The organism is Pararobbsia silviterrae (assembly GCF_003628125.1).
Lineage (GTDB): Bacteria > Pseudomonadota > Gammaproteobacteria > Burkholderiales > Burkholderiaceae > Pararobbsia > Pararobbsia silviterrae.
Genome location: NZ_RBZU01000004.1, coordinates 403,429 through 423,419 on the forward strand (window position 1 = coordinate 403,429; position 19,991 = coordinate 423,419).

Annotated in this window: 20 protein-coding genes; 16 read left to right on the forward strand and 4 right to left on the reverse strand. The window is 62.0% G+C overall.

Going from position 1 to position 19,991, the window contains the following annotated elements; translation table 11 throughout:
- Window positions 1-8 precede the first annotated feature (8 nt).
- Window positions 9-1,592 carry a GNAT family N-acetyltransferase gene (locus tag D7S86_RS12255; protein WP_121086760.1) on the forward strand — a complete coding sequence of 528 codons (1,584 nt, stop codon included), beginning with the start codon at window positions 9-11 and terminating at the stop codon, window positions 1,590-1,592.
- Here the strand turns inward: D7S86_RS12255 and D7S86_RS12260 are convergent.
- The 4 genes from D7S86_RS12260 to D7S86_RS12275 all read right to left on the reverse strand — a co-directional run bounded on the left by D7S86_RS12260 (window position 1,550) and on the right by D7S86_RS12275 (window position 5,883).
- Window positions 1,550-1,897 (reverse strand): hypothetical protein, encoded by a 348-nt coding sequence (locus tag D7S86_RS12260; protein WP_121086762.1) that lies wholly within the window; start codon window positions 1,895-1,897, stop codon window positions 1,550-1,552. The two genes, D7S86_RS12255 and D7S86_RS12260, sit on opposite strands and share 43 nt — an antisense overlap.
- A gap of 489 nt (window positions 1,898-2,386) precedes the next feature.
- A complete protein-coding gene (locus tag D7S86_RS12265; RefSeq protein ID WP_121086764.1) occupies window positions 2,387-3,040 on the reverse strand; it encodes a peroxiredoxin in 654 nt (217 codons plus the stop codon).
- Window positions 3,041-3,313: 273 nt separating this feature from the next.
- Window positions 3,314-4,078 carry a helix-turn-helix domain-containing protein gene (locus tag D7S86_RS12270; protein WP_240648103.1) on the reverse strand — a complete coding sequence of 255 codons (765 nt, stop codon included), beginning with the start codon at window positions 4,076-4,078 and terminating at the stop codon, window positions 3,314-3,316.
- 161 nt (window positions 4,079-4,239) lie between these two features.
- Window positions 4,240-5,883, reverse strand: coding sequence for an oleate hydratase (locus tag D7S86_RS12275; RefSeq protein ID WP_121086767.1), 1,644 nt, complete (start codon window positions 5,881-5,883; stop codon window positions 4,240-4,242).
- Between the two features lie 397 nt (window positions 5,884-6,280).
- Between D7S86_RS12275 and D7S86_RS12280 the strand changes: the two genes are divergently transcribed.
- The 15 genes from D7S86_RS12280 to D7S86_RS12345 all read left to right on the forward strand — a co-directional run bounded on the left by D7S86_RS12280 (window position 6,281) and on the right by D7S86_RS12345 (window position 19,988).
- Window positions 6,281-7,411, forward strand: a complete 1,131-nt coding sequence (locus tag D7S86_RS12280; RefSeq protein WP_121086961.1) for an ABC transporter permease — start codon at window positions 6,281-6,283, stop codon at window positions 7,409-7,411.
- A 44-nt stretch (window positions 7,412-7,455) separates the two neighbouring features.
- Window positions 7,456-8,319, forward strand: a complete 864-nt coding sequence (locus tag D7S86_RS12285; protein ID WP_121086962.1) for an ABC transporter ATP-binding protein — start codon at window positions 7,456-7,458, stop codon at window positions 8,317-8,319.
- A 1-nt stretch (window position 8,320) separates the two neighbouring features.
- Window positions 8,321-9,259, forward strand: a complete 939-nt coding sequence (locus tag D7S86_RS12290; protein WP_158601930.1) for an MlaD family protein — start codon at window positions 8,321-8,323, stop codon at window positions 9,257-9,259.
- Window positions 9,260-9,273: 14 nt separating this feature from the next.
- Complete coding sequence (locus D7S86_RS12295) at window positions 9,274-9,945, forward strand: ABC-type transport auxiliary lipoprotein family protein (protein ID WP_158601931.1); 672 nt, start codon at window positions 9,274-9,276, stop codon at window positions 9,943-9,945.
- A gap of 583 nt (window positions 9,946-10,528) precedes the next feature.
- Entirely contained in the window at window positions 10,529-11,437 is a 909-nt protein-coding gene (locus D7S86_RS12300) for a LysR family transcriptional regulator (protein WP_121086773.1), read from the forward strand.
- Window positions 11,438-11,847: 410 nt separating this feature from the next.
- Complete coding sequence (locus D7S86_RS12305) at window positions 11,848-12,297, forward strand: phage tail protein (protein WP_121086775.1); 450 nt, start codon at window positions 11,848-11,850, stop codon at window positions 12,295-12,297.
- Window positions 12,298-12,309: 12 nt separating this feature from the next.
- Complete coding sequence (locus tag D7S86_RS12310) at window positions 12,310-13,362, forward strand: phage tail sheath family protein (RefSeq protein WP_121086776.1); 1,053 nt, start codon at window positions 12,310-12,312, stop codon at window positions 13,360-13,362.
- A gap of 166 nt (window positions 13,363-13,528) precedes the next feature.
- Complete coding sequence (locus D7S86_RS12315) at window positions 13,529-14,878, forward strand: phage tail sheath family protein (protein WP_121086778.1); 1,350 nt, start codon at window positions 13,529-13,531, stop codon at window positions 14,876-14,878.
- Between the two features lie 73 nt (window positions 14,879-14,951).
- A complete protein-coding gene (locus tag D7S86_RS12320) occupies window positions 14,952-16,172 on the forward strand; it encodes a phage tail sheath C-terminal domain-containing protein (protein WP_121086780.1) in 1,221 nt (406 codons plus the stop codon).
- Complete coding sequence (locus tag D7S86_RS12325; protein ID WP_121086782.1) at window positions 16,172-16,642, forward strand: phage tail protein; 471 nt, start codon at window positions 16,172-16,174, stop codon at window positions 16,640-16,642. The genes D7S86_RS12320 and D7S86_RS12325 overlap by 1 nt, the downstream gene beginning before the upstream one ends.
- On the forward strand, window positions 16,639-16,809 hold the full coding sequence (locus D7S86_RS30665; RefSeq protein WP_420813234.1) for a DUF5908 family protein: 171 nt from the start codon (window positions 16,639-16,641) through the stop codon (window positions 16,807-16,809). The genes D7S86_RS12325 and D7S86_RS30665 overlap by 4 nt, the downstream gene beginning before the upstream one ends.
- Window positions 16,806-17,498, forward strand: coding sequence for a CIS tube protein (locus D7S86_RS12330; RefSeq protein ID WP_121086784.1), 693 nt, complete (start codon window positions 16,806-16,808; stop codon window positions 17,496-17,498). The genes D7S86_RS30665 and D7S86_RS12330 overlap by 4 nt, the downstream gene beginning before the upstream one ends.
- 5 nt (window positions 17,499-17,503) lie before the next feature.
- Window positions 17,504-19,117 carry a phage baseplate assembly protein V gene (locus tag D7S86_RS12335; RefSeq protein WP_121086786.1) on the forward strand — a complete coding sequence of 538 codons (1,614 nt, stop codon included), beginning with the start codon at window positions 17,504-17,506 and terminating at the stop codon, window positions 19,115-19,117.
- A gap of 38 nt (window positions 19,118-19,155) precedes the next feature.
- Window positions 19,156-19,575 carry a GPW/gp25 family protein gene (locus D7S86_RS12340; protein ID WP_121086788.1) on the forward strand — a complete coding sequence of 140 codons (420 nt, stop codon included), beginning with the start codon at window positions 19,156-19,158 and terminating at the stop codon, window positions 19,573-19,575.
- Window positions 19,572-19,988 carry a hypothetical protein gene (locus D7S86_RS12345; RefSeq protein WP_121086790.1) on the forward strand — a complete coding sequence of 139 codons (417 nt, stop codon included), beginning with the start codon at window positions 19,572-19,574 and terminating at the stop codon, window positions 19,986-19,988. Before D7S86_RS12340 ends, D7S86_RS12345 begins: the two co-directional genes overlap by 4 nt.
- The last annotated feature ends 3 nt before the right edge of the window (window positions 19,989-19,991 follow it).

A 19,991-nucleotide genomic window follows, 5' to 3' on the forward strand; every position in this document is an offset into this window, starting at 1 on the left:
GTGAATCGATGGCGCACGATCATAGGGAAGAACGCGCAAACGCGCCGCATGGCGCGACGAGCGGTGGGTTTCGGCTGCGCGCGAGCTGGATTGTCGATACCGAAGCGCAGGCCGCGACGGTGCGCGCGCATGCGCTCGCGTGGCGCGTCGGCTTGACGTCGGTGTTCGCGATCGATGTCGCGCGCGATATGGACAGCGCCGACATGCTCGACTTCCTCGGCTCGGATGCGCACACGCAGATCGTGTTCCTTGCCACGTCACGTATTGAGCGGCCGGATCGGTTTCTATCGGCCATGCGCGCGACGTCGATGCGCAAGCCGGTCCTGGCGCTGGGTATGCCGCCGGACGGCGCCGAACCGGCCGTCTATTACGCAGCGCTGGCGCGGACCGCCGTGGTTTGCCTCGATCGATTCGAGACCTTGCTGGAGATCGCCGAGCACGCGGAAATCGAAGGTATCCGCGGCGGCACCGTGGGCGAACTTCATCGAACGGCGCTCGAGCGTATGTTCATGACGCCGCCGTTGCCCGCGCCGGATGCGCGCGGCCTTCGCGACGCGCATGCGCGCGCGCGGCACGCGTTCGACGATTGTGCGCGGACGCTGCGCGAGACGCGTCAGTGGCTCGACCCCGTCGACGCGCGACGCATCCTCGACGCATTCGGCGTGCCGACGCGATCGGAGAACATGCAATCGGTGGGCGCCCGGACATCGATCGATATCGCGATACACGACGACGCCGTGTTCGGCGCATACATGACGCTCGGATCGGCGCGCGATGTGTTTTCGACGCATCTGCTGCCGCTCGATCCTGTCGACGTCGACACCGCTTTGCGCCGCATGGCCGGTCTCGCCTCCGTCGCGCGCGAGATCCTGTGTCAGGCTGTCTATGTGCTCGAATCGCTTTCGGCGCTCGTGTGCGGCGAGCCGCGTGTCGAGCGCGTGACGGCGTGCTGCGTGCTCGACGTCGATCGCGCGTACATCGATGCGCCGCGTCTTTGCCTGACGCCGCACGCATCGCGCCGCGCGTTGTCGATTCGGCCCTATCCGTTCGAATTCGAAGAGACGATCGACTGGGACGGCATCGCGTTGACGTTCCGTCCGATTCGTCCTGAAGACGAGGGGCACCACGCGGGGCTGTTCGGCGCGCAATCGGCCGAGGACCTCTATCTGCGATTCTTCAGCATGCAGCGCAAGCCTGACCATGCACGGCTCGCTCGACTCGTGCGTATCGACTACGCGCGCGAAATGGCGATCATCGCGTGCTCGGGCGGTCTGACCGATTTCGTGACGCATGGCGTCGCGCGCGCGGTCGCCGATCCTTCAAACGAGAGCGCCGAATTCGCCGTCGCGATCCGTTCGGATGAAAAGGGCCACCATCTGGGCCGCATGCTGATGGACCGGATCATCGACTATGGCCGACGTCAGGGCATTGCGCGTCTCGTCGGTATCGTGCTCAAGGAGAATCACCGGATGCTCGCGCTCGCCCAAGACTGTGGTTTCGAGCGATTCAACGACGAGGATCCGACGATCTGGTCGCTCGTGCTGCCGCTTCAGGCGCGCACAACCGCCTGGCATCCGGAGAGCCTGGCATAGAGGCATACGAGACGCCGTCCCGGACAGCGGCGATCGACGACGATCATGCGCGAGCGGCTGCGGGTCTCGACGACCGCGCCGCGCCCGAGCGCCGAACGAAATGCGACGCCGCAGCGTAATCTCACGCCGATCATGACGACGCCGACCGCGGCGAGCGAGATCAGCTTGAACGCCGTCGAGCAGAAGACGCTGTCGGGCACGTCGAGCATCCATCCCGCGTAGAGCGTGACGACGTTGATCGCCAGCGCGGCGAGCGACGCAACGAGCAGATAGGCGCGCAGCGCCTCGATGCGTTTCGAATCCATGCATGCCCTCAGGTGTCGGGGCGGTCCGCGTTGCCCATGTGTCGCGTGCTGACCCCCGCCGGTCGATAGTGTGTTGAGCGAGTGTGACGGCAGTGCGAAACGACGATGCTGATGGATCTCAACAAAGCCCGATGCGCGTGGCGACACCCGTCACGCGCGCGCCGTCATACCCGCGAACGCGCACGTCCGGATCATGCCGCCGATGCATGACGATAGGCGGACGTCGGACGTCTGCGATCCTCACCGCGCGTTACGCCATGGATCGCTTCGCAATGCCGTCGTCAAGCCCGCGCCGACACGGCGGGAGGACAAGGAAAATGGAAGGCTCGCGATATAGGCGCACGCGCTCGCGTGTCGAGTGTCAGCAAGCGGCGTGCCGGAGGCCTTCGTATCGGTCGAATGGGGTCGTGATCGGCACGACGCCGGCCGTGCCGCCATCCTGCGGGGACGCGGCAACACCACGACGGCCGTGCGATCACGACAGCCGCGTCAGCGCGGCTGAGCGACGTAGCGCAGATAGGGTTTAAGGGTTTTGAAGCCTTCCGGATATTTCTGTTTCGCGGCTTCATCGGATACGGATGTCGGAATAATGACATCGTCACCGGGTTTCCAGTTCACGGGTGTCGCGACGGTGTGTTTGGCGTTGAGCTGAAGCGAATCGAGCAGGCGCAGCACTTCGTCGAAATTGCGTCCGGCGCTCATCGGATAGATCAGCATGGCCTTGACCTTCTTGTCGGGGCCGATCAGGAACACCGAACGGACGGTCGCGTTGTCGGCCGCGGTCCGTGCGCCGCCGCTCGCGTTCGGATGAATCATGTCGTAGAGCTTCGCGACGTGGAGGTCGGGGTCGCCGATCAACGGGTAATTGATCGCATGCCCTTGCGTTTCCTCGATGTCGCCCACCCATCGTGTGTGGTCGGAGACCGGGTCGACGCTGAGGCCGATGATTCGGGTATGGCGTTTATCGAATTCGGGTTTGAGACCGGCCATGTATCCGAGTTCGGTCGTGCAAACCGGGGTGAAATCCTTCGGGTGGGAAAAGAGAATGGCCCAATGATCGCCGATCCATTCGTGAAACCGGATCGTGCCTTCAGTCGTTTCTGCCGTGAAATCGGGCGCTTCTTCTCCAATGCGGATCGTCATTGTCTGTCTCCATGAGGGGTGAGCCAGAAGCGCCGCGTCGAGCGCGAATCGCGCCGCTGGCCGTTCAATTGTAGTCAGCGCGCGCGGACGCGGTGGTCCCGGTGAGGCGCGGGGCCGATATTCGAGTCAGCGCTGGAGAATAGGCAATAGGCGATCGAACCGCGGAGCGTCAAGAGGCATGACGCCACCCGGTTCGATACGGTACGCAGCTGAGCCGAGGTGCCGCCTTGAATCGCGTATGCCCGAATGATCGGGCCGCGATATCGATTCCAATCAAATCCGGGCCAGCCCTTCGAGGTCGAGCAGATGAATCGATTTGCCCTGCGTTTCAAGCAGCCCGTCTTTCTGGAACTTCGAGAACATCCGGCTCACGGTTTCGAGTTTGATGCCGAGATAACTGCCCATCTCCTCGCGCGTCATGCGCAGGCTGAAGGCGGTCGGCGAGTAGCCGCGCGTGCGGAACCGCTCCGAGAGATTCAACAGGAACGCCGCGACGCGCTGCTCCGCGGTCATGGTTCCCAGCACCATCAGCAAATTCGATTCGCGTACGATCGCGCTGCCCATCATTCGATAAAAATGGCGCTGCATCGGTTTGACGTCGTGGCAGAACGCATCGAACAGCGCAAACGGGATCACGCAGACCGAGCTGTCTTCGAGCGCAACCGCATCGCATGCATGGGCGTCATGACAGACACCGTCGAGCCCGAGCGGATCGCCGGGCAGAAACAAGCCTGTGACCTGCTCGCCGCCGTCGCGGTGGACGACGACGGTCTTGAACGAACCTGAACGCACCGCGTAGAGACTCTGGAACGCGTCGTCGGCGCGGTAGAGCGCGTCGCCGCGACGCACGCTGCGGCGCGTGCCGACGATCGCATCGAGACGGTCGAGATCGGGCAGTTCGAGATCGACGGGCAGGCAGATCGAGCGCATCCCGCAGCCGGAGCACCGGACGTTCTGCTTGCCGTGCGAGTCGGCGGGCGCCGTATGCCGAGACGCGGCTGCCGCGCGAACCGCGGCGTGTTCAATCGGAGCATTCACAATGGACCTCTCGCACGCACGATGCGCATGATATGCGCGTCAGTATGGCGTCCCCGTCCGTCCGGATAAATCGGCAGCGAATGAACTTCGCGTAGGAAATCAGGATGTCATGTAGGAATTTGCCTACAAAATATCAATCTCATCGGCGTGTTTTTGGCGCGTTATCGATCGTGGAGGGCCGACAACGCATCGTAGGCGACGCGCAGCGAATGCAAGCCCTGATAGACCGGCGGCGGTGTCTTGTCGAGCCCCGCGAGCCGGTATACCGCCGTCTGCGCGGACCGCACCGAATATTCGACCGTAAAGACCACATCGTCGGGCAGCTCGCAAAACTGGCCGATCAGCGCGAGGTTGCGGTACCCGTCGGGCGTCACGTCGGGTCGGTCGCCCGCTTGGCGCGGGAGGAACTGCGCGGTCACGTAGGGCATATGGCAAGGGATGCAGATCGCATCCCGCAGGATTTCGCGGCCGTCGCTCGGCATGCCGAGATGCCCGAGCAGTTCGGTCATGATTTCGCGTCCCGTGCATGCGCGCATCGGCTTGCGCACGAAATCGCCGGGCGCGTCGACGGATAGACCGTAGCCCCAGAACACCTGGACGTCTTCGGGCTGACCCATGAAATGAGGCTGATGGGGCAGGACGATCGACAGCGTCCAGCTCGATTGCGCGAACGTCATGAGTCCGCCCTCGCCGGGCACATTGCCCGTCAGGTCGCGGATGGCATCGAACAGCCCCGGATGATGCAGCGTCGTCGTGAACGAGACCCACCGCGATTCGTCGACGTGATTCGCGAACACGGCGGGCTTGCCGAACTCGGGGCGGCCGTTCGCGAGCGTGTCCCAAAGCGCCCACGCGCCCGCCGAGGCCTTGCCGCTGTAGAGCGCGGGCCGATCCATCGCGCCCTGGGTCGTGCCCTCGGTCATCGACCCGAGCGTGACGATTGCGCAATCGTGATCGCCGAGCACGTAGCGGCCCGGATGCGTGCCGCGCAGATAGTCGATCGTCTTCACGCGCGTGCCGTCCTCGGTGTCCTCGAAACCGAGATCGACGACGCGCGTGTTGACTTCGAAGTGGACGCCGCGATCCCGGAGCCACTTCTGCAGCGGCCGGACCATCGAGTCGTACTGGTTGTAGGTCGTGCGCATGATGCCGCGCAACTGATTGAAGCCCGCGACAAGGTGCGCGAACCGCAGCAGGTAGCGACGAAACTCGACCGCGCTGTGCCACGGCTGGAACGCAAACGTGGTGCGCCACATGAGCCAGAAATTCGTCGTGAAGAAGGCGGCGTCGAAGTGCGCGTCGATCCGCGTCGCGCCGAGCAGGGCCTCGGGTTCGAGCGCGATGCGTTCGAGCGTCAGGATCTGCCACTCGGTCAGCTCGAACTCGGGGGCGTCGATCCGATGGCCCTCGCGCACGAGCCGCGATTTCGACGCGGTCGCGAGCGTGCCGTTCCATTCGAACATCTCGCGCGTGACCGAGCGGTCGCCTTCGAGCGTGGGGATCGATGAAAACAAGTCGTACGTGCAGACATACTTGCTCTCGAACATGCGTCCGCCGCGCATGACGTAGCCGCGCAAGGCCGAGCCCTCGGCGTCGAGACTGCCGCCGACGATGTCGAGCGCTTCGATGACGGTGATCCGGTGACCCTGGACGTCGGCGTCGCGACAAAGGAACGCCGCCGCGGCCAGCGACGCGATGCCGCCGCCGACCAGGTAGAAATGACCCTCCGATGCGTGTGCGTGTGCGCGTGCGTACGCGTCGCGGTCGGACGCCGCCGGGCCTTCGAAAGACGTTGCGTCGGACATGATCGGGTCCCGTCGAAGAGAAAGACGAACTTGGGCGTTGATCGCGCCAACGATAGCGGGCGCGGGACAACAGTGGATTGCGCTAGATCAAATATGGGATGCGAAGCGCGGTGCGTTCTCGCGCGAGGGGCGCCGCCGTGCCGTTCACGTTGCGTCTTGGTAAAGACCTCGACCCCGGCAGGCATTCAAAATTCGATAGCGCGCTAATAGAATCAGTCAACCCGGCCTGTCGGGCTTCTTCGTGGGACATGCGGTCGCCGCGGTGCGTCATTTCGATAGTCGAGACGCGACGGCGCGGCATGCTTCGGCGATGCGATTTCGTCAGCCTCTTGTGCGGTATGCGCCGGCGCGTGGCATTCTGTACGCTCTCCAAGCGCTCCAAGACCGCCTATCGAGCATGCCCTCGACCCATCCGCCCACGCTTGAACGCATGCAACCCGACGGACTGCGCCTGATCGGCGACTGGACGCTCGACCACTTTCGCGAGCTCAGTACGATCACGCATCGCATCGGCGGCCCCGAGCGTGATGCGCGCCTCGACTGCTCAGGCATCACGAAACTCGACACGGCGGGTGCGCAGATCATCGCCGCGCTGTTGCCCGACGCGGCGCTCGACGGACTCGATGGCGTCGTGACGGGGCTGCGCCCCGCGCAGATGTCGCTGTTGCGCACGGTCGGCCGCGCGTCGCTTGCGATCGTGCCGTCCGAGCGGCCGCGGCGCCTCGGCGCGGCCTCGGACCTGTTCGCGCGCGTCGGCGATTCGGTCGTGCGCGTCGCGATGCATTTCTGGGTGTTGCTCGGCTTCAGCGGTCAGGTTCTCGAGCGTCTCGCGCGCACGATGCTGCGTCCGCGGCGCTGGCGCGTGACGGCGCTGGTCGCGCAGATCGAGCAGATCGTGCTCGACGCCGTGCCGATCGTCGCGTTGCTGACGTTCATGGTGGGCGCGGTCCTCGCATTTCTCGGCGTCACGGTGCTCAGCAGCTTCGGCGCGAGCATCTACGCGATCGATCTCGTGGGGTTCTCGTTTCTGCGCGAGTTCGGCGCGGTGCTCGCGTCGATCCTGATGGCCGGGCGTACGGCGAGCGCCTATGCGGCGCAACTCGGCTCGATGAAGATCAATGAGGAAATCGACGCGATCATCGCGCTCGACCTCGATCCGCTCGAACTGCTCGTGCTACCTCGCGTGCTCGCGATGGTCATCGGTCTGCCGATGCTGACCTTCATCGCGATCATCTGCGGTCTGCTCGGCGGCGGCCTCGTCTGCATGTTCAGGCTCGGCGTGTCGCCCGAGGCCTTCGTGCAGACGCTGCATACGGATCTGCCGATCCAGCATTTCTACGTCGGGATTGCAAAGACGCCCGTGTTTGCGTTTGTCATCGCCTGCATCGGCTGCATTCAGGGGCTATCGGTGGGGTCGAGCTCCGAGTCCGTGGGTGCGCACACGACGACGAGCGTCGTGCATTCGATCTTCGTCGTCATTCTGCTCGATGCGATCGCCGCGTTGTTCTACATGGAGATGGGATGGTGAGCACGACGACAGGCACGTCGGTAAGCACGTCAATGAGCGCGTCAATGAGCGCTTCGGCGAGCTCGGCGTTCGACACGACGGGCGCGCGGACGGCGCCGGTGCTCATCGAGGTCCGCGATCTCGTGAACCGCTTCGGCACGCGCACGGTGCATGATCATCTGAACCTTGACGTCATGCGCGGCGAAATACTCGGCGTCGTCGGGGGCTCGGGCAGCGGCAAGTCCGTGCTGCTGCGTTCGATCGTCGGCTTGCTCAGACCGACATCGGGCACCGTGCGGATCGCGAGCGGGGAAATCTTCGCCGACGCCGCGGCGCGACACGACGAAACGGCATCGCGGAACGATGGCGACGGACGGCCCGCGCGAACCCATCGCATGGGGGTGTTGTTTCAACGCGGCGCACTGTTCTCGTCGTTGTCGCTACTCGAAAACATCGCGCTGCCGCTGATCGAGCACGCGGGGCTCACGCGTGTCGAGGCCGAACGTATCGCGCGCATGAAGCTGGCACTCGTCGGCCTTGAGCAGGACACGGCGAACGTCGCGCCCGCGGCTTTATCGGGCGGCATGACCAAACGCGCGGCGCTGGCGCGCGCGCTCGCGCTCGATCCCGATGTGTTGTTCCTCGACGAGCCGACGGCCGGACTCGATCCCGTCAGCGCGGGTGCGTTCGACGCGCTGACGTCGACGCTGCGCGACGCGCTCGGGCTCACCGTGTTTCTTGTCACGCACGATCTCGACACGCTGTACACGATTTGCGATCGCGTCGCGGTGATCGCGAACGGTCGCGTCCGCGTTGCGGGGACGCTCGACGTCGTCGCGCAAACCGACGATGCATGGATCAAGGCCTATTTTCATGGACCCCGCGGTCGTGCGGCGTATGCGTCGCATGCGGCGGACGGAGGGCAGTGAGATGGAAGCACGTGCGCATCATGTCGTGATCGGTCTTTTTACGGTCATCGTCGTCGCCGCGGCGATGCTCTTCGCGATGTGGCTCGCGACGGGGAGCGCGGGCCGCAAGACGACCGAATACGACGTCGTTTTTTCAGAGCCGGTCGTTGGCCTGACCGAGGGCAACGGCGTGCAATACAGCGGCATCAAGGTCGGCGAGGTCGAGCGGCTCACGCTCGATCCGGAGAACCCGGCCAAGGTCCGCGCGCGTATCCGCGTGGGCGCGGATACGCCCGTCAAGCGCGACACGGTCGCCAAGCTCGCGCTCACGGGCGTGACCGGCATTTCCGTGATCCAGCTCAGCGGCGGCTCGGCGCAAAGCGAGCGGCTGACCGCGCCCGACGGTGAAATCCCCGTGATCATCGCGTCGCCGTCGTCGCTTGCGCAATTGGCGCTGCGCGGCGGCGACGTCATTGCGAATCTCGATTCGACGCTGCATGCGGTTCAGCAGGTGCTCTCCGACCGCAACCTCGAACATATCGACGCGACGCTCGAAAACCTTTCGCTGGTTGCGCAATCGCTTGCCGATCAGCGCGACGACATTCATGCGCTCGTGAGCGCGGCGACGCACGGTGTGCGCGATGCGGATGCGGCGGCGGTCGCGGTCCAGGGCCTGGCCGAACAGAGTCGGACGCTCGTCTCGCGTCATGGCGAGGCGATCTTTTCGAACACCGAGCACCTGACTGCGTCGCTTGCGAAGACGAGCGATGCGCTGAATGCGATGGTCGAACAGAATGCGTCGGCGATTCGCGCGGGATCGAACGGCGCGGCTCAACTTGCTCCGACGCTCGAGGCGCTGCAGCAAACCCTTGCGTCGCTGCGCGAAGTCACACGCCGCTTTGACGATAATCCGTCGGGATATCTGCTGAATCGCGACAAAACCCGTGAGTTTTCGCCATGAGATCGATGCGCCGCATGGTTCGGTGGGGCTTTGCAGGCCTTGCCGCGAACGTGATTGCCGCCTGTTCGGTGTTGCCGCCTTCGCAGACGCTCGACGTGTATCGACTGCCTGAAACGTGCGGTGCAAACGCGTGCGCGAGCGTGCATGACGGGACCGCGCAGTCCGCTCCGGACGCGGCGAGTCCGTCGGGGCTTGCGCATCGCGTGACGCTGCGTGTGGTTGCGCCATCGGCCGGCAATGCCATTTCGAGCGCGCGGATCGCGGTGATTCCCGAGGGCGATACGTTGATCGCTTATCGCAATGCGCGATGGACCGACCCCGCGCCCGAGCTCGTCGGCACGCGGCTTGTTCATGCGCTCGCGGCGCAGTCTGCGTTCAATGTCGTGGACCGTGACGTGCCTGTCACTGCCGATTGGGAACTCCGCAGCCATCTGGGCGCGTTTCAGACGGAGTACCGCAACGGTCAGCCTGTCGTGCATGTCGCGCTCGATGTCTGGCTGATCGATGCGTCGAGCAGGCAGATCGTCGCGACGCGCCATGTCGACGAGACCGAAGCGCCGTCCGCGCCCGCGGTCCCCGCGGTCGTGCAGGCGTTCGGCCGCGCTTCGGATCGGCTTGGCGATCAAGTGGCGACGTGGGTGTCGGGTGTCATCGCATCCGTGCCCGTGGACCATGCGAGCCGTTGAGCGACTCATGCGTGATCGCCGATGCGTTCGAGCTTGAGCGTGCGCGTCAAGACACAACCGACACGATCGGCATGACCGGTATCGCGCACGTCGCGTGTGCCGGCATCGGTCGCGTCGCGGATAGTGTTTGCGCGTGCGAAAGACTAGGCTCGATGACGGGTGCTTGACCCGAATCGGTCAAGTCATGTTCCTGGATGAAGGAGGTCACTCATGCCGCGATTCGCACTTCCCCAATCGAGAACGCTGCCTAGGATCCGGCCTCAAACGCCGTCGTCCGGATTGACGGGAATGTCAGGGCAGACATCGGATCAATCGACCGCGCTCGATCGACTGGGATCCAATCAAAGTCAAATGGCATCGCCGATCTCGCAGAACAGCCGCAGCGATGCGTTGAACTGGCGCGTTTGATGCGCGGTGTCGTGCAAGTATATTTCGCGTGCGGACTCGGCGACGCGGCTGTCGACGCGGCGTCGAGTCGCACGCGATCTTCGAGCTCGATCGCGGCCTCCTTCGAACGATGACCGTTGCGGCCTCGTCTTGTGTTTCAATGTCGAAAAAACATTGAGCCGAGAAGGGGTGTTGGATGGACCGGTTGTTTGCGATGAAGGTGTTCGTGCGGGTGGTCGAGACCGGCAGTTTCACGCGCGCGGCGCAGGCGCTCGACTTGCCCGGACCCACGGTTTCGCGCTTGGTCCAATCGCTCGAGGCGCATCTCGGTGCGCGGCTTCTGAGCCGTACGACGCGCAGCGTCAAGGCGACGGAGGAAGGGCTCGCCTATTACGAGCGATGCATTCAGGTCCTCAACGAGATCGAGGATATGGAAGCGGATCTCGGTCACTCGCGCCGCGTCGCGAGCGGTCGCGTGCGCGTGAGCTTGCCGACTTCGATCGCCAAGCACGTTTTGATTCCGTCGCTCCCTGAATTTTTCGCCGCGCATCCCGACGTTCGGATCGATCTCGTGATATCCGATCGTCCCGTCGATCTGGTCAGCGAGGCAATCGATTGCGCGATTCGCGTCGGCGAGTTGAACAACGAGGGTGTTGTATCTCGCACGGCGGGCGAGGTGTGGACACGGGTCTGCGCATCGCCGGCCTATCTCGAGCGGTATGGCGAACCCAAGACCCTTGCCGAGCTGCATGATCACATCGGCGTCAACTATATCTCGCAGGTCACCGGGCGCGTGCGCCCCTGGTCGTTCGTGATCGACGGAAAGCCGCATGCGGTGCAGATGAAAAGCCTCGTGACGGTCGACGACGCCGACGCCTATGTCGAATGCGGCGTCGCGGGGCTCGGCATCGTGAGTTCGTCGTCGTACCTGCTGCAGCGTCATACACGAACGGGCGCGCTCAAGCGCATCCTGACGCAATACAAGATCTCGCCGCGCCCGATCCATGTGATCTACATGCCGAATCGCCACTTGCCGCGCAAGACGCGCGTGTTCATCGACTGGTTTTGCGAGATGTATGCGGCGTTGATGGCCAAGTCGGATTAAGGCGAGTGTAAGAATCGATGGCGTTCTCACGTCGAATGGGACGGTCGGTCGGACGTCATCGATATGAAACTGTAAGGCGCACAGATGTGTCGCGCATGCGCGAACGATCGCAATCGATTCGGATCACGAATCGATGTTCAAACGGCGTTTAAATACATGATCTGCTAAAGGTCATCGCCGGTCTTCCGTTCGATCTTTCAACTGAGTGAGAAAAATTTCGCGTTTCGGATAGCGAGGTCTCGACGCGTCTTTTAGTCTTGATTCCGTGGAGGCAAACAACTTCATGCCGGACGATGAAACGCCGGAGGCCGATGAAACGATGCGCCGAACAGCGCGGGTCGTGCGGTCTCTGTCGGGCCGCTCCGCGGCGTTCGACGTGCCTGACGGACCTCTGATCAAGGAGCAATGCAATGGCGACCACCGCAGACCAGATTGCGTCGACTTATCCGATTCCGACCTACCGATTCGTCGTGTCTTTGGGCGGCGAGGATATCGCGTTCAACAACGTTTCCGGGCTCAATATCAACTACGACACGATTGAGTATCGCGACGGGGTAGGGCATTGGTTCAAGATGCCGGGCCAACGTCAACTGGTGAATATCACGCTGCGCAAAGGCGTGTTTCCCGGCGAGTCCGCCCTGTATGACTGGATCAACTCGACGTCGCTGAATCAGGTCGAGAAGAAGGACATTACGATCAGCCTGACGGACGACGCGGGCACGACCCTGCTGCTCACGTGGAACGTGTCGAATGCGTTTCCGACGGGATTGACGTTGCCCGCACTCGACGCGACGAGCAATGAAATCGCGATCGAAGAGCTCACGCTGATGGCCGATCGCATCACCGTTCAAGTCCAGTAAGGGGAGGCGATCATGGCCGTTACCACGACTTACCCCGGCGTCTACATCGAAGAAGATGCCTCGCCTTCGATTTCGGTGAGTGCCTTGCCCACATCGATTCCCTTGATTGCGATGGGGGCCACGTACAGTACGACGGCAAAGAAATTCGATAACTATCTGGATTTCGTGACCAGTAGCGGGGGCACGGTTGACCTCACGGACGCGGGCAATGCCGGCATGCGCGCGTACTTTGAAAACGGCGGGGGGACGTGTTATGCCGTTGCGTCCGCTTCAGTCGCGACGGCGGTGGCGGCTCTGAATGACGTGACGCTATTGGTCGCGAACAGCTACGACATCTCAGCGGCCGTGGCCACGACCTGCATCGACGGCGAAACGCGGTTCGCGATTCTCGACGGTCCGACGACCGCGTTGGATAGCACTGGGACGTCGTCCTCGACCTACGCGGCCAATCAATATGCGGCGGTCTACTACCCGTTTCTTTCCGTGACGTGGACGACCGTGGCGATTGCCCCGAGCGCGGTTGTCGCGGGGCTCTATTGCAGAAACGACCGTACGCGAGGCGTCTGGAAGTCTCCGGCGAATATTCCGCTGTCGGCCGGATATACCCCTAAGTTCACGGTCACGGACAGCCTTCAAGGCACATACAACACGGGAAAAGCGATCAACATGATTCGCTATTTTCCCGATACGGGGAACTTGGTATGGGGGGCGCGCACGCTCGACGACAGCGACGATTGGCGCTATATCGCCGTGCGGCGGCTGTTCAACAGCGCGGAAGCCGATATCAAGCAGACGATGGAGGCGATGGTGTTCGAGCCGAACAACCAGCCGACATGGCAGAAGGTCTACAGCGCGATCGACAACTATCTGTACGGCCTCTGGCGGGAAGGCGCGCTGCTCGGCGCGAAGCCCGAGGACGCGTATTTCGTGCAGATCGGCGAGGGCGTCACGATGACGCCCGACGACATCGCAAAAGGCAGGATGATTGCCAAAGTCGGGATGGCCGCGGTGCGACCCGCGGAATTCATCATTCTGCAATTTACGCAGAACATGGAAGGGGTGTAAGCGATTGAGCGACGAGACCCGAGCGAGTGCCAAGCGCAACGATCAGTCGATTGGAGCGGACATCCGTTGATTGTCGGCTCATTGCTATGGCGCAATTGGACAGGTGGGTCGCGTCGGGTGGAGCAACGGGTTCCTACGACGCTGCGTTGAGTGTTAGGAGAGGGAGATGACAGTCACAGTGACCTATCCGGGTGTCTACGTGGAAGAGGACAGCTCGACATCTTTGTCGGTCATCTCCAGTCCGACTGCAGTGCCGATATTCATCGCGGTCGACATGTACGATGACCAGGGACATTTGTTTCCTTCTTACGAGTGCATCCGGATTAACAATTATTTGGAGTTTGTCAATCTATCGATCATTCATTGGACGAACGTATCGGTTTCGATCCTATCAGGTGATGGTTCGTCAGGTGATCCGTACACCGTTTCTATTTCATATGTGCCGGTGAATGGAACGCACTGCTTTCTCCAACTGAGAAATTACTTCGCAAACGGGGGGGGATATTGCTACGTGCTTCCCGTTTCCGGGGACGATCTCGCCGAACCCGAAATTGCAGGTTCAAGACTCGTGTCCGAGATTCAGAAATATTCTGATGTCACGCTGATTTCGGTAGTTGCCTTAAACACCGAACGCAGCGCGGTTGTCTATCCATTGCTTACGCCGCTTCTTGTTAGTGGAAGTCTCTATTTCATGATTACGGATGCGGACGAGGAGGGACAACCAACCTCAGCGGCGCCTGCATACTCGGCTGCGTACTATCCGACGATCGAGATACGAGCAGACGGAACGCGTCCCCCCGACACGGCGATCACGGTGGTGAGCCGTGACGACAACGGGGACAACACGGTGACCACGTTGGCCGAAATGGGCGGGGACAATGAGGTGGCTTACTGGGACATCAGTAACCAGATTGATCGAGATTTTTTGACGCTCAGTTTTCCGATGCCTGCGTCGTCGACGATGGCTGGCGTCTATTGTGCGACCGATCGTCAACGTGGTGTCTGGAGCGCGCCTGCGAATGTGGCTATCGAAGGCATTCTAGGGATCTCGGCGCCCGTGTCGAATGCGGTAGCGGGTGCGCTCAACGATACCGGCGTCAACGTATTTCGATACGTCAATAAACGAGGCTATATCGTTGCCGGCGCGCGCACGGTCGACGGAACGGCGACGAACACCGACCTAAGCTGGCGCTACATCCAGGTGCGCAGACTTTTCAATAGCGCAGAGTCCGACATCAAGCGCGCTATGCGAACGCTCGTATTCGAGCCGAACAACGCGCCGACATGGGAAAAAGCGCGTAGCGCCATCGACAATTATCTCTATGCGCTTTGGCAAGAGGGCGCACTCGTGGGCGCAAAACATGAGGATGCCTACTTTGTCCAGATCGGCAAAGACGTCACGATGACCGATGACGATATCGCCGCGGGGAAAATGATCGCGACAGTGGGGATGGCCGCGGTGCGGCCGGCGGAATTCATCATCCTGCAGTTCACGCAAGACATGATGGGCAGTTGAGCGACGAGGCCGCACGCAGCGAACGCGTGATCCGCTTAGAGGGCGAGCGAAACCGCATCGAGGGAACGACGCCATGATGGAGATCCAACAACCCGATGTCAGTTACAGCGATCGCACGGTCGCGGGTGCGTATGATCCCGAGCCGACCGCGGTGCCGCTGTTCATCGGCTACACGGAGAAGGGCGCGACTTATGTGCCGATCGCCGTTAACAGCTATGACGACTACACGACGGCCTTCGGTGGCAACTCGACCTCCGACTCGGTCCTGAGCTACGCGGTCCAGCACTATTTCGACAACGGCGGCCAAGGCGGATTCGTCCTTTCGCTGGGCGACTACAGCGTGCTGGCCACGATCACGCCGAGTGATCTGATCACTGCGTTCTCGGATGTCCGAATTCGTCAGGCTGTTCAACAAGAACTGACGATTACCCTGGCGGCCATTCCGGACACCGTGTTGCTCGCGGACACCGACACCGCAAATTGGGCCCAGGCCTGGAATGCCTTGCTGGAGATTTGCCGGTCGCGCGACGGGGTCTTCGGTTTGTTCGATTGTCCCGATGCGCCCACGAACGCAACGACGTGCTTGGAGAGCTTCCTCGCGTTGACGCCCGATCACCCGGAATGGGGCGCTGCCTACTGGCCACGCCTCGTGTCGAACTATCGGGATGCGAATCAAACACCGATTGTTCTGCCGCCATCCGCGGCGATCGCCGGCGCCATGACGACGACCGATCGCCAATACGGCACCTGGCGCGCGCCCGCCAATGTACCGCTTGCGAATGTCATCAAGCCGACTCAGTCGTGGCTCGCGTCGGACGGCTTGTTTCAGCAGAACGGTGCGTCGCTCAATCTCATTCGCAGCTTTGTGGGCCGAGGTATCCGGATTTGGGGCTGCCGCACGTTGATCGCCGATACGGCGTCACCGTGGGTCTATGTTCAGGTCAGACGTCTCGTCGCGTATGTGGAAACGCAAGTCAGCGAGATCGGTCAGCATTTCGTGTTCGAACCGAACAACGCGCTGACGTGGATCCGATTCCGCGGGCTTGTCCATATTTTTCTGCGTGAACTCTGGATGGACGGCGGCCTATACGGGGCGGAAGAAACCGACGCGTTTTACGTCCAGATCGGTCTCGATGAAAGCATGACGCAGGACGATATCGATCAAGGCCGGATGATCATGAAAATCGGCCTCGCGGTCGCCTATCCGGCGGAATTCATCGACGTGAGCGTGACGTTCAACGCGGGCGTGTCCGTGATGCCGACCGACGCCGGCGTGGACGAGGAGTGGACCTGATGGACAACCTCTCTCTATACGAACCTTCGGTCTCGCACCGCTTCGCGGCGACGTTCTGGTTCGGACGGATCCCCGCGATGGACGTCTTCGACGTGTGCTTTCAGCGCATTCGCGGACTCAGCCGCGACCGGGACGTCACCGCGTATTCGGAGGGTGGCGAGAATCAACGCAACACGTATTTCGCCAACAAATTACGTCATGGATCGCTGGTCCTCGAACGCGGCGTGATGGTCGCGACACCGCTGACGCTGATGTTCAATCGTCAACTCAACGGCGGCAGGGTCGTCTACTTCAATGCCGTGATTTCGGTGATCGACGCGGTGCATGCGCCCACGACGAACTGGATTGTGACCAAGGCGATTCCGGTCCGCTGGCAATTCGGCGATCTCGATGCGGCCAGCAACCAGATCCTGATCAACACGCTTGAACTTCGGTATCAGGACATGACGTTGCTGGGAGTGCGGCTATGACGATCGAAATCCACGAACTCGTGATTCGAGCGCATGTCGTTGCCGAATCGCCCGAGCTCCGCGCGCGGGAACCGCTTGAACGGGAAGTGGACGTGAGAACCGTCGAGACGATTGCGCGGCGTGTCCTTGAACTGCTCGAAGAACGGCGTAGGGGATGGGAACTATGAGCATCACATTGCGACAGCCCGCGAAGCTCACGATCGTTGCGTACAGCGATCGCAATCGAGTGCATCGCGTGGACCGGATGTCCGTCAGATACAACCCGGACTCCGTGAATCTGGGCTACCGGACCGAGTACGCGGCGGAGAACTTCATCAACACGTCCGAGGAAACGAACCGCTATGTTCGAACGCGGCCGGGCGGATTGTCGATCGAGCTTCTGTTCGACGCGACGATGCCGGGCAACTGGGGATCGATCGATCGCCAGATCGCACGCCTCAAGACCGTTTGTTACGACGTGCATGCGGCAAGTCAAGAGCCCCGCTATTTGAACATCTACTGGGGCAGGATGAGCTGGAACAATCATGGGTACTTCCCGGGACGCATTACGGGAATGTCGGTTCGCTACACGCTCTTTGAACGCGACGCGGAACCGATCCGCGCCACGGTGCTACTTGAATTGATGGCGGACGATAGCTCCTTGCTCCAGGGCGCGAAGGGGCAGCTCGAGTCGCCGAACCGCGTCGTGATCGACATGCCGGATGCGACGTCGTTGGCGGCCGTGGCCGCTCAGACATCGGCATTTCTCGCGGGATATGTGACCTACCTGGCGATTGCGGCCGATAACGACCTCGATTCGCCCGACGCCACGTCGCCAGGCGACAGTGTGCAGGTTTCAACGAACACGGAAGCCTGAGTCTCATGAACCCGATCCCGACCATCACGTTAATGACAGGCGAGGCGCGACGTCCGTTGAGCGCGCTCAAGGTCGAATTCGTCGAGACCGTGCATCAGGTCAACGCGATTCCTGTCGCAAGCGTGACGTTGTCGGTCGAAGGCAATGCGCTTGATGATCTGACGCGTCACGTCGAGGATATCGCGCAGTGCCGGCCGGGTCAGAACGCCTCGATCTATCTGAGGCAATCAAAGGCACAATCGACGCTGATTTTCCAGGGCATCGTCGTCGATCAGCAGCTCAAGCTCTCGCGTTCGAGACCGGTCTTGACGCTGCAACTGCGCCATGAATTGCAGAAACTTCAGAACACGCATCGTTCGCAAGTGTTTGATCGGACGACCGATGCGCTCATCGTCGCGAACTTGCTCACGATGCAGACGATTCCGGTGCTTGCGATGTCGGGACTCGATCTCGTGCACGACCAGATGCTCCAGTTTCGCTGCTCGGACTGGCATTTCCTGCGGTGCCGTCTGAATGCAAACGGTGTGTGGCTGTTTCCGACGCCGCGGGGTGTCCGGATCGAGACACCGAACGTGACGGTTCCGCGCGGTCCCGAGTTGCGTCAGCGTGTAACGTCCTCCGACATCGGCGTGCGGATCGAAGAAGGGCAATGGCGGTTCAACGTGCTGTCGCAACCGTCATCGCTGACTGCGGGGAGCTGGGATGAACGCACACAGGTGTTTGATAGTCAGCGGGGCATGTCCGTGCCGCTGGGCACGGGGGCCTTCGATTGCTCGACGAGCGGTGAGCTCAATCGCACGCAGTGGGCATTCAATTTCAGCAGTTCGTTGGGCGTCGAGGGCACGCGTTCACTCGCGAAGAGCCTGTTGATGAATCTTCAATCGACACGCGCCTGCGGCTCGTTCCTGACGGAAGGGTCGACGCGGTTCGACCTTGGAGAAACCGCGCGGGTCGCCGGCTTCGGTACGCAGTTCGATGGCATGGGCATCGTGACGGGGATCACGCAACGCGTCTCCGACGCGGACGGATGGCGCACGATGCTTACGCTCGGATCCGACGACGTCGTCAAGGACATGAGTTCCGTATCTCGAGCGCCTGGACTGCATATCGGCGTCGTGCGCGAATTCGATGTGGATCCGACCGGCATGAAGCGGCTCAGGGTCAAGCTCCCTGTACTGGGCGACGATTGTCCTGCGATCTGGGCGCGTATCGCGCCGCCGTATGCGAGCGCGTTGAGCGGGTTTTGCTTCTATCCCGAGGTCGGGGACGAGGTCGTCGTGTGTTTCTTCGACGATGACCCGAGTTGTCCCGTGATTCTCGGTGCGATGCACAGTCCGCGAAATCCGGCGCCGATCGATCCCAGCGTGACTAACGCGATCAAGGCGCTGGTCGTCACGCAAGGCGCGCAGAAGTTCGAGTTGCGATTCGACAGTCAGCCTCCGCAAGTGTCGCTCGAATCGCCGGACGACAGCGTGACGTTGCAAAACGGCGTGAATATCGCAAGCAAGCAAGACTGCAAGATCGATGCGCCACGCGTGACCGTCGACGCAGACCAGGTCGATGCGACCGGCCGTACGTCGGTCACGATACGCGGCGCTCGCATCGATCTAGAAAACTGACGGATCACGCGATCCGTCTTGAAGGGACGTGTATCGACATGAACGACGACCTGCTGACACGCGTGTTTGGCCGCGGTTGGGCATTTCCACCGGCGTTTTCGCTCGACGTGGGCGTGGACATGGCCGAGGGCGCGGAGGACGTGCGCGAGAGTTTGCGCATCCTCTTTAGTACCGAGCCCGGCGAACGGATCATGCGCGAGGACTACGGATGCGCGCTTTACGACGTGATGTTCGCGAGCATCAATAGCGAACTCATGAGCGATATCGAAACGCGAATCGTCGACGCCGTGCTGCTTTACGAACCGCGGGCGAGTCTGAGGGCGATCCGCGTCGAACAGATCGGGAGCACGAGCCGGGTCGCGGTCGAAGTGTTGTACTGCCTGCGCGGCCATGCGATCGAGCGCAGAGTGGCGGGCGTCGTTGATGTACATACCGCTGATCGAGGAAGGATCGTATGAATTCGCTCATCGTGTGCGACGGTGACGCCGTGAATTTCGAAGCGATGTTCGGCCATCGTCTCGTCGTCTTGACCGCCCCTGCCTTGATCAAGGCGAGCGGCGTGGCAAGCGTATCGAAGCGCCGGATGTGCGTGCTCGGCGACGAAAAGCGGGATCGATGGCCCGCACGGTATTTCGTGACCGGCTATACACCGGGACAAGGCATGGTCAGCATCGACATGCTCGACGCGAGCCAGTTCACGCCGTGCATCGTCGGTCGGCCGCCCTTGATCGTGTGCGGTTTGCCATTCACGGCGCGATTCACGCCGACCGTTCCGGCGACGCTGATCAGTCCGCCGAATACGCCGGATTCGATGACGCCGAGTATCGGGCGCGGCAACTTTATCGCGCGTCAGCACTATGCGCGCGCTTGATGG

What these genes read in the sequence shown, in the direction of transcription:
- D7S86_RS12255 (WP_121086760.1), top strand. Translation starts at nt 9, where the DNA reads ATGGCGCACGATCATAGGGAAGAACGCGCAAACGCGCCGCATGGCGCG.
- D7S86_RS12260 (WP_121086762.1), bottom strand. Translation starts at nt 1,897, where the DNA reads ATGGATTCGAAACGCATCGAGGCGCTGCGCGCCTATCTGCTCGTTGCG.
- D7S86_RS12265 (WP_121086764.1), bottom strand. Translation starts at nt 3,040, where the DNA reads ATGACGATCCGCATTGGAGAAGAAGCGCCCGATTTCACGGCAGAAACG.
- D7S86_RS12275 (WP_121086767.1), bottom strand. Translation starts at nt 5,883, where the DNA reads ATGTCCGACGCAACGTCTTTCGAAGGCCCGGCGGCGTCCGACCGCGAC.
- D7S86_RS12280 (WP_121086961.1), top strand. Translation starts at nt 6,281, where the DNA reads ATGCCCTCGACCCATCCGCCCACGCTTGAACGCATGCAACCCGACGGA.
- D7S86_RS12285 (WP_121086962.1), top strand. Translation starts at nt 7,456, where the DNA reads ATGAGCGCTTCGGCGAGCTCGGCGTTCGACACGACGGGCGCGCGGACG.
- D7S86_RS12290 (WP_158601930.1), top strand. Translation starts at nt 8,321, where the DNA reads ATGGAAGCACGTGCGCATCATGTCGTGATCGGTCTTTTTACGGTCATC.
- D7S86_RS12295 (WP_158601931.1), top strand. Translation starts at nt 9,274, where the DNA reads ATGGTTCGGTGGGGCTTTGCAGGCCTTGCCGCGAACGTGATTGCCGCC.
- D7S86_RS12300 (WP_121086773.1), top strand. Translation starts at nt 10,529, where the DNA reads ATGGACCGGTTGTTTGCGATGAAGGTGTTCGTGCGGGTGGTCGAGACC.
- D7S86_RS12305 (WP_121086775.1), top strand. Translation starts at nt 11,848, where the DNA reads ATGGCGACCACCGCAGACCAGATTGCGTCGACTTATCCGATTCCGACC.
- D7S86_RS12310 (WP_121086776.1), top strand. Translation starts at nt 12,310, where the DNA reads ATGGCCGTTACCACGACTTACCCCGGCGTCTACATCGAAGAAGATGCC.
- D7S86_RS12315 (WP_121086778.1), top strand. Translation starts at nt 13,529, where the DNA reads ATGACAGTCACAGTGACCTATCCGGGTGTCTACGTGGAAGAGGACAGC.
- D7S86_RS12320 (WP_121086780.1), top strand. Translation starts at nt 14,952, where the DNA reads ATGATGGAGATCCAACAACCCGATGTCAGTTACAGCGATCGCACGGTC.
- D7S86_RS12325 (WP_121086782.1), top strand. Translation starts at nt 16,172, where the DNA reads ATGGACAACCTCTCTCTATACGAACCTTCGGTCTCGCACCGCTTCGCG.
- D7S86_RS30665 (WP_420813234.1), top strand. Translation starts at nt 16,639, where the DNA reads ATGACGATCGAAATCCACGAACTCGTGATTCGAGCGCATGTCGTTGCC.
- D7S86_RS12330 (WP_121086784.1), top strand. Translation starts at nt 16,806, where the DNA reads ATGAGCATCACATTGCGACAGCCCGCGAAGCTCACGATCGTTGCGTAC.
- D7S86_RS12335 (WP_121086786.1), top strand. Translation starts at nt 17,504, where the DNA reads ATGAACCCGATCCCGACCATCACGTTAATGACAGGCGAGGCGCGACGT.
- D7S86_RS12340 (WP_121086788.1), top strand. Translation starts at nt 19,156, where the DNA reads ATGAACGACGACCTGCTGACACGCGTGTTTGGCCGCGGTTGGGCATTT.
- D7S86_RS12345 (WP_121086790.1), top strand. Translation starts at nt 19,572, where the DNA reads ATGAATTCGCTCATCGTGTGCGACGGTGACGCCGTGAATTTCGAAGCG.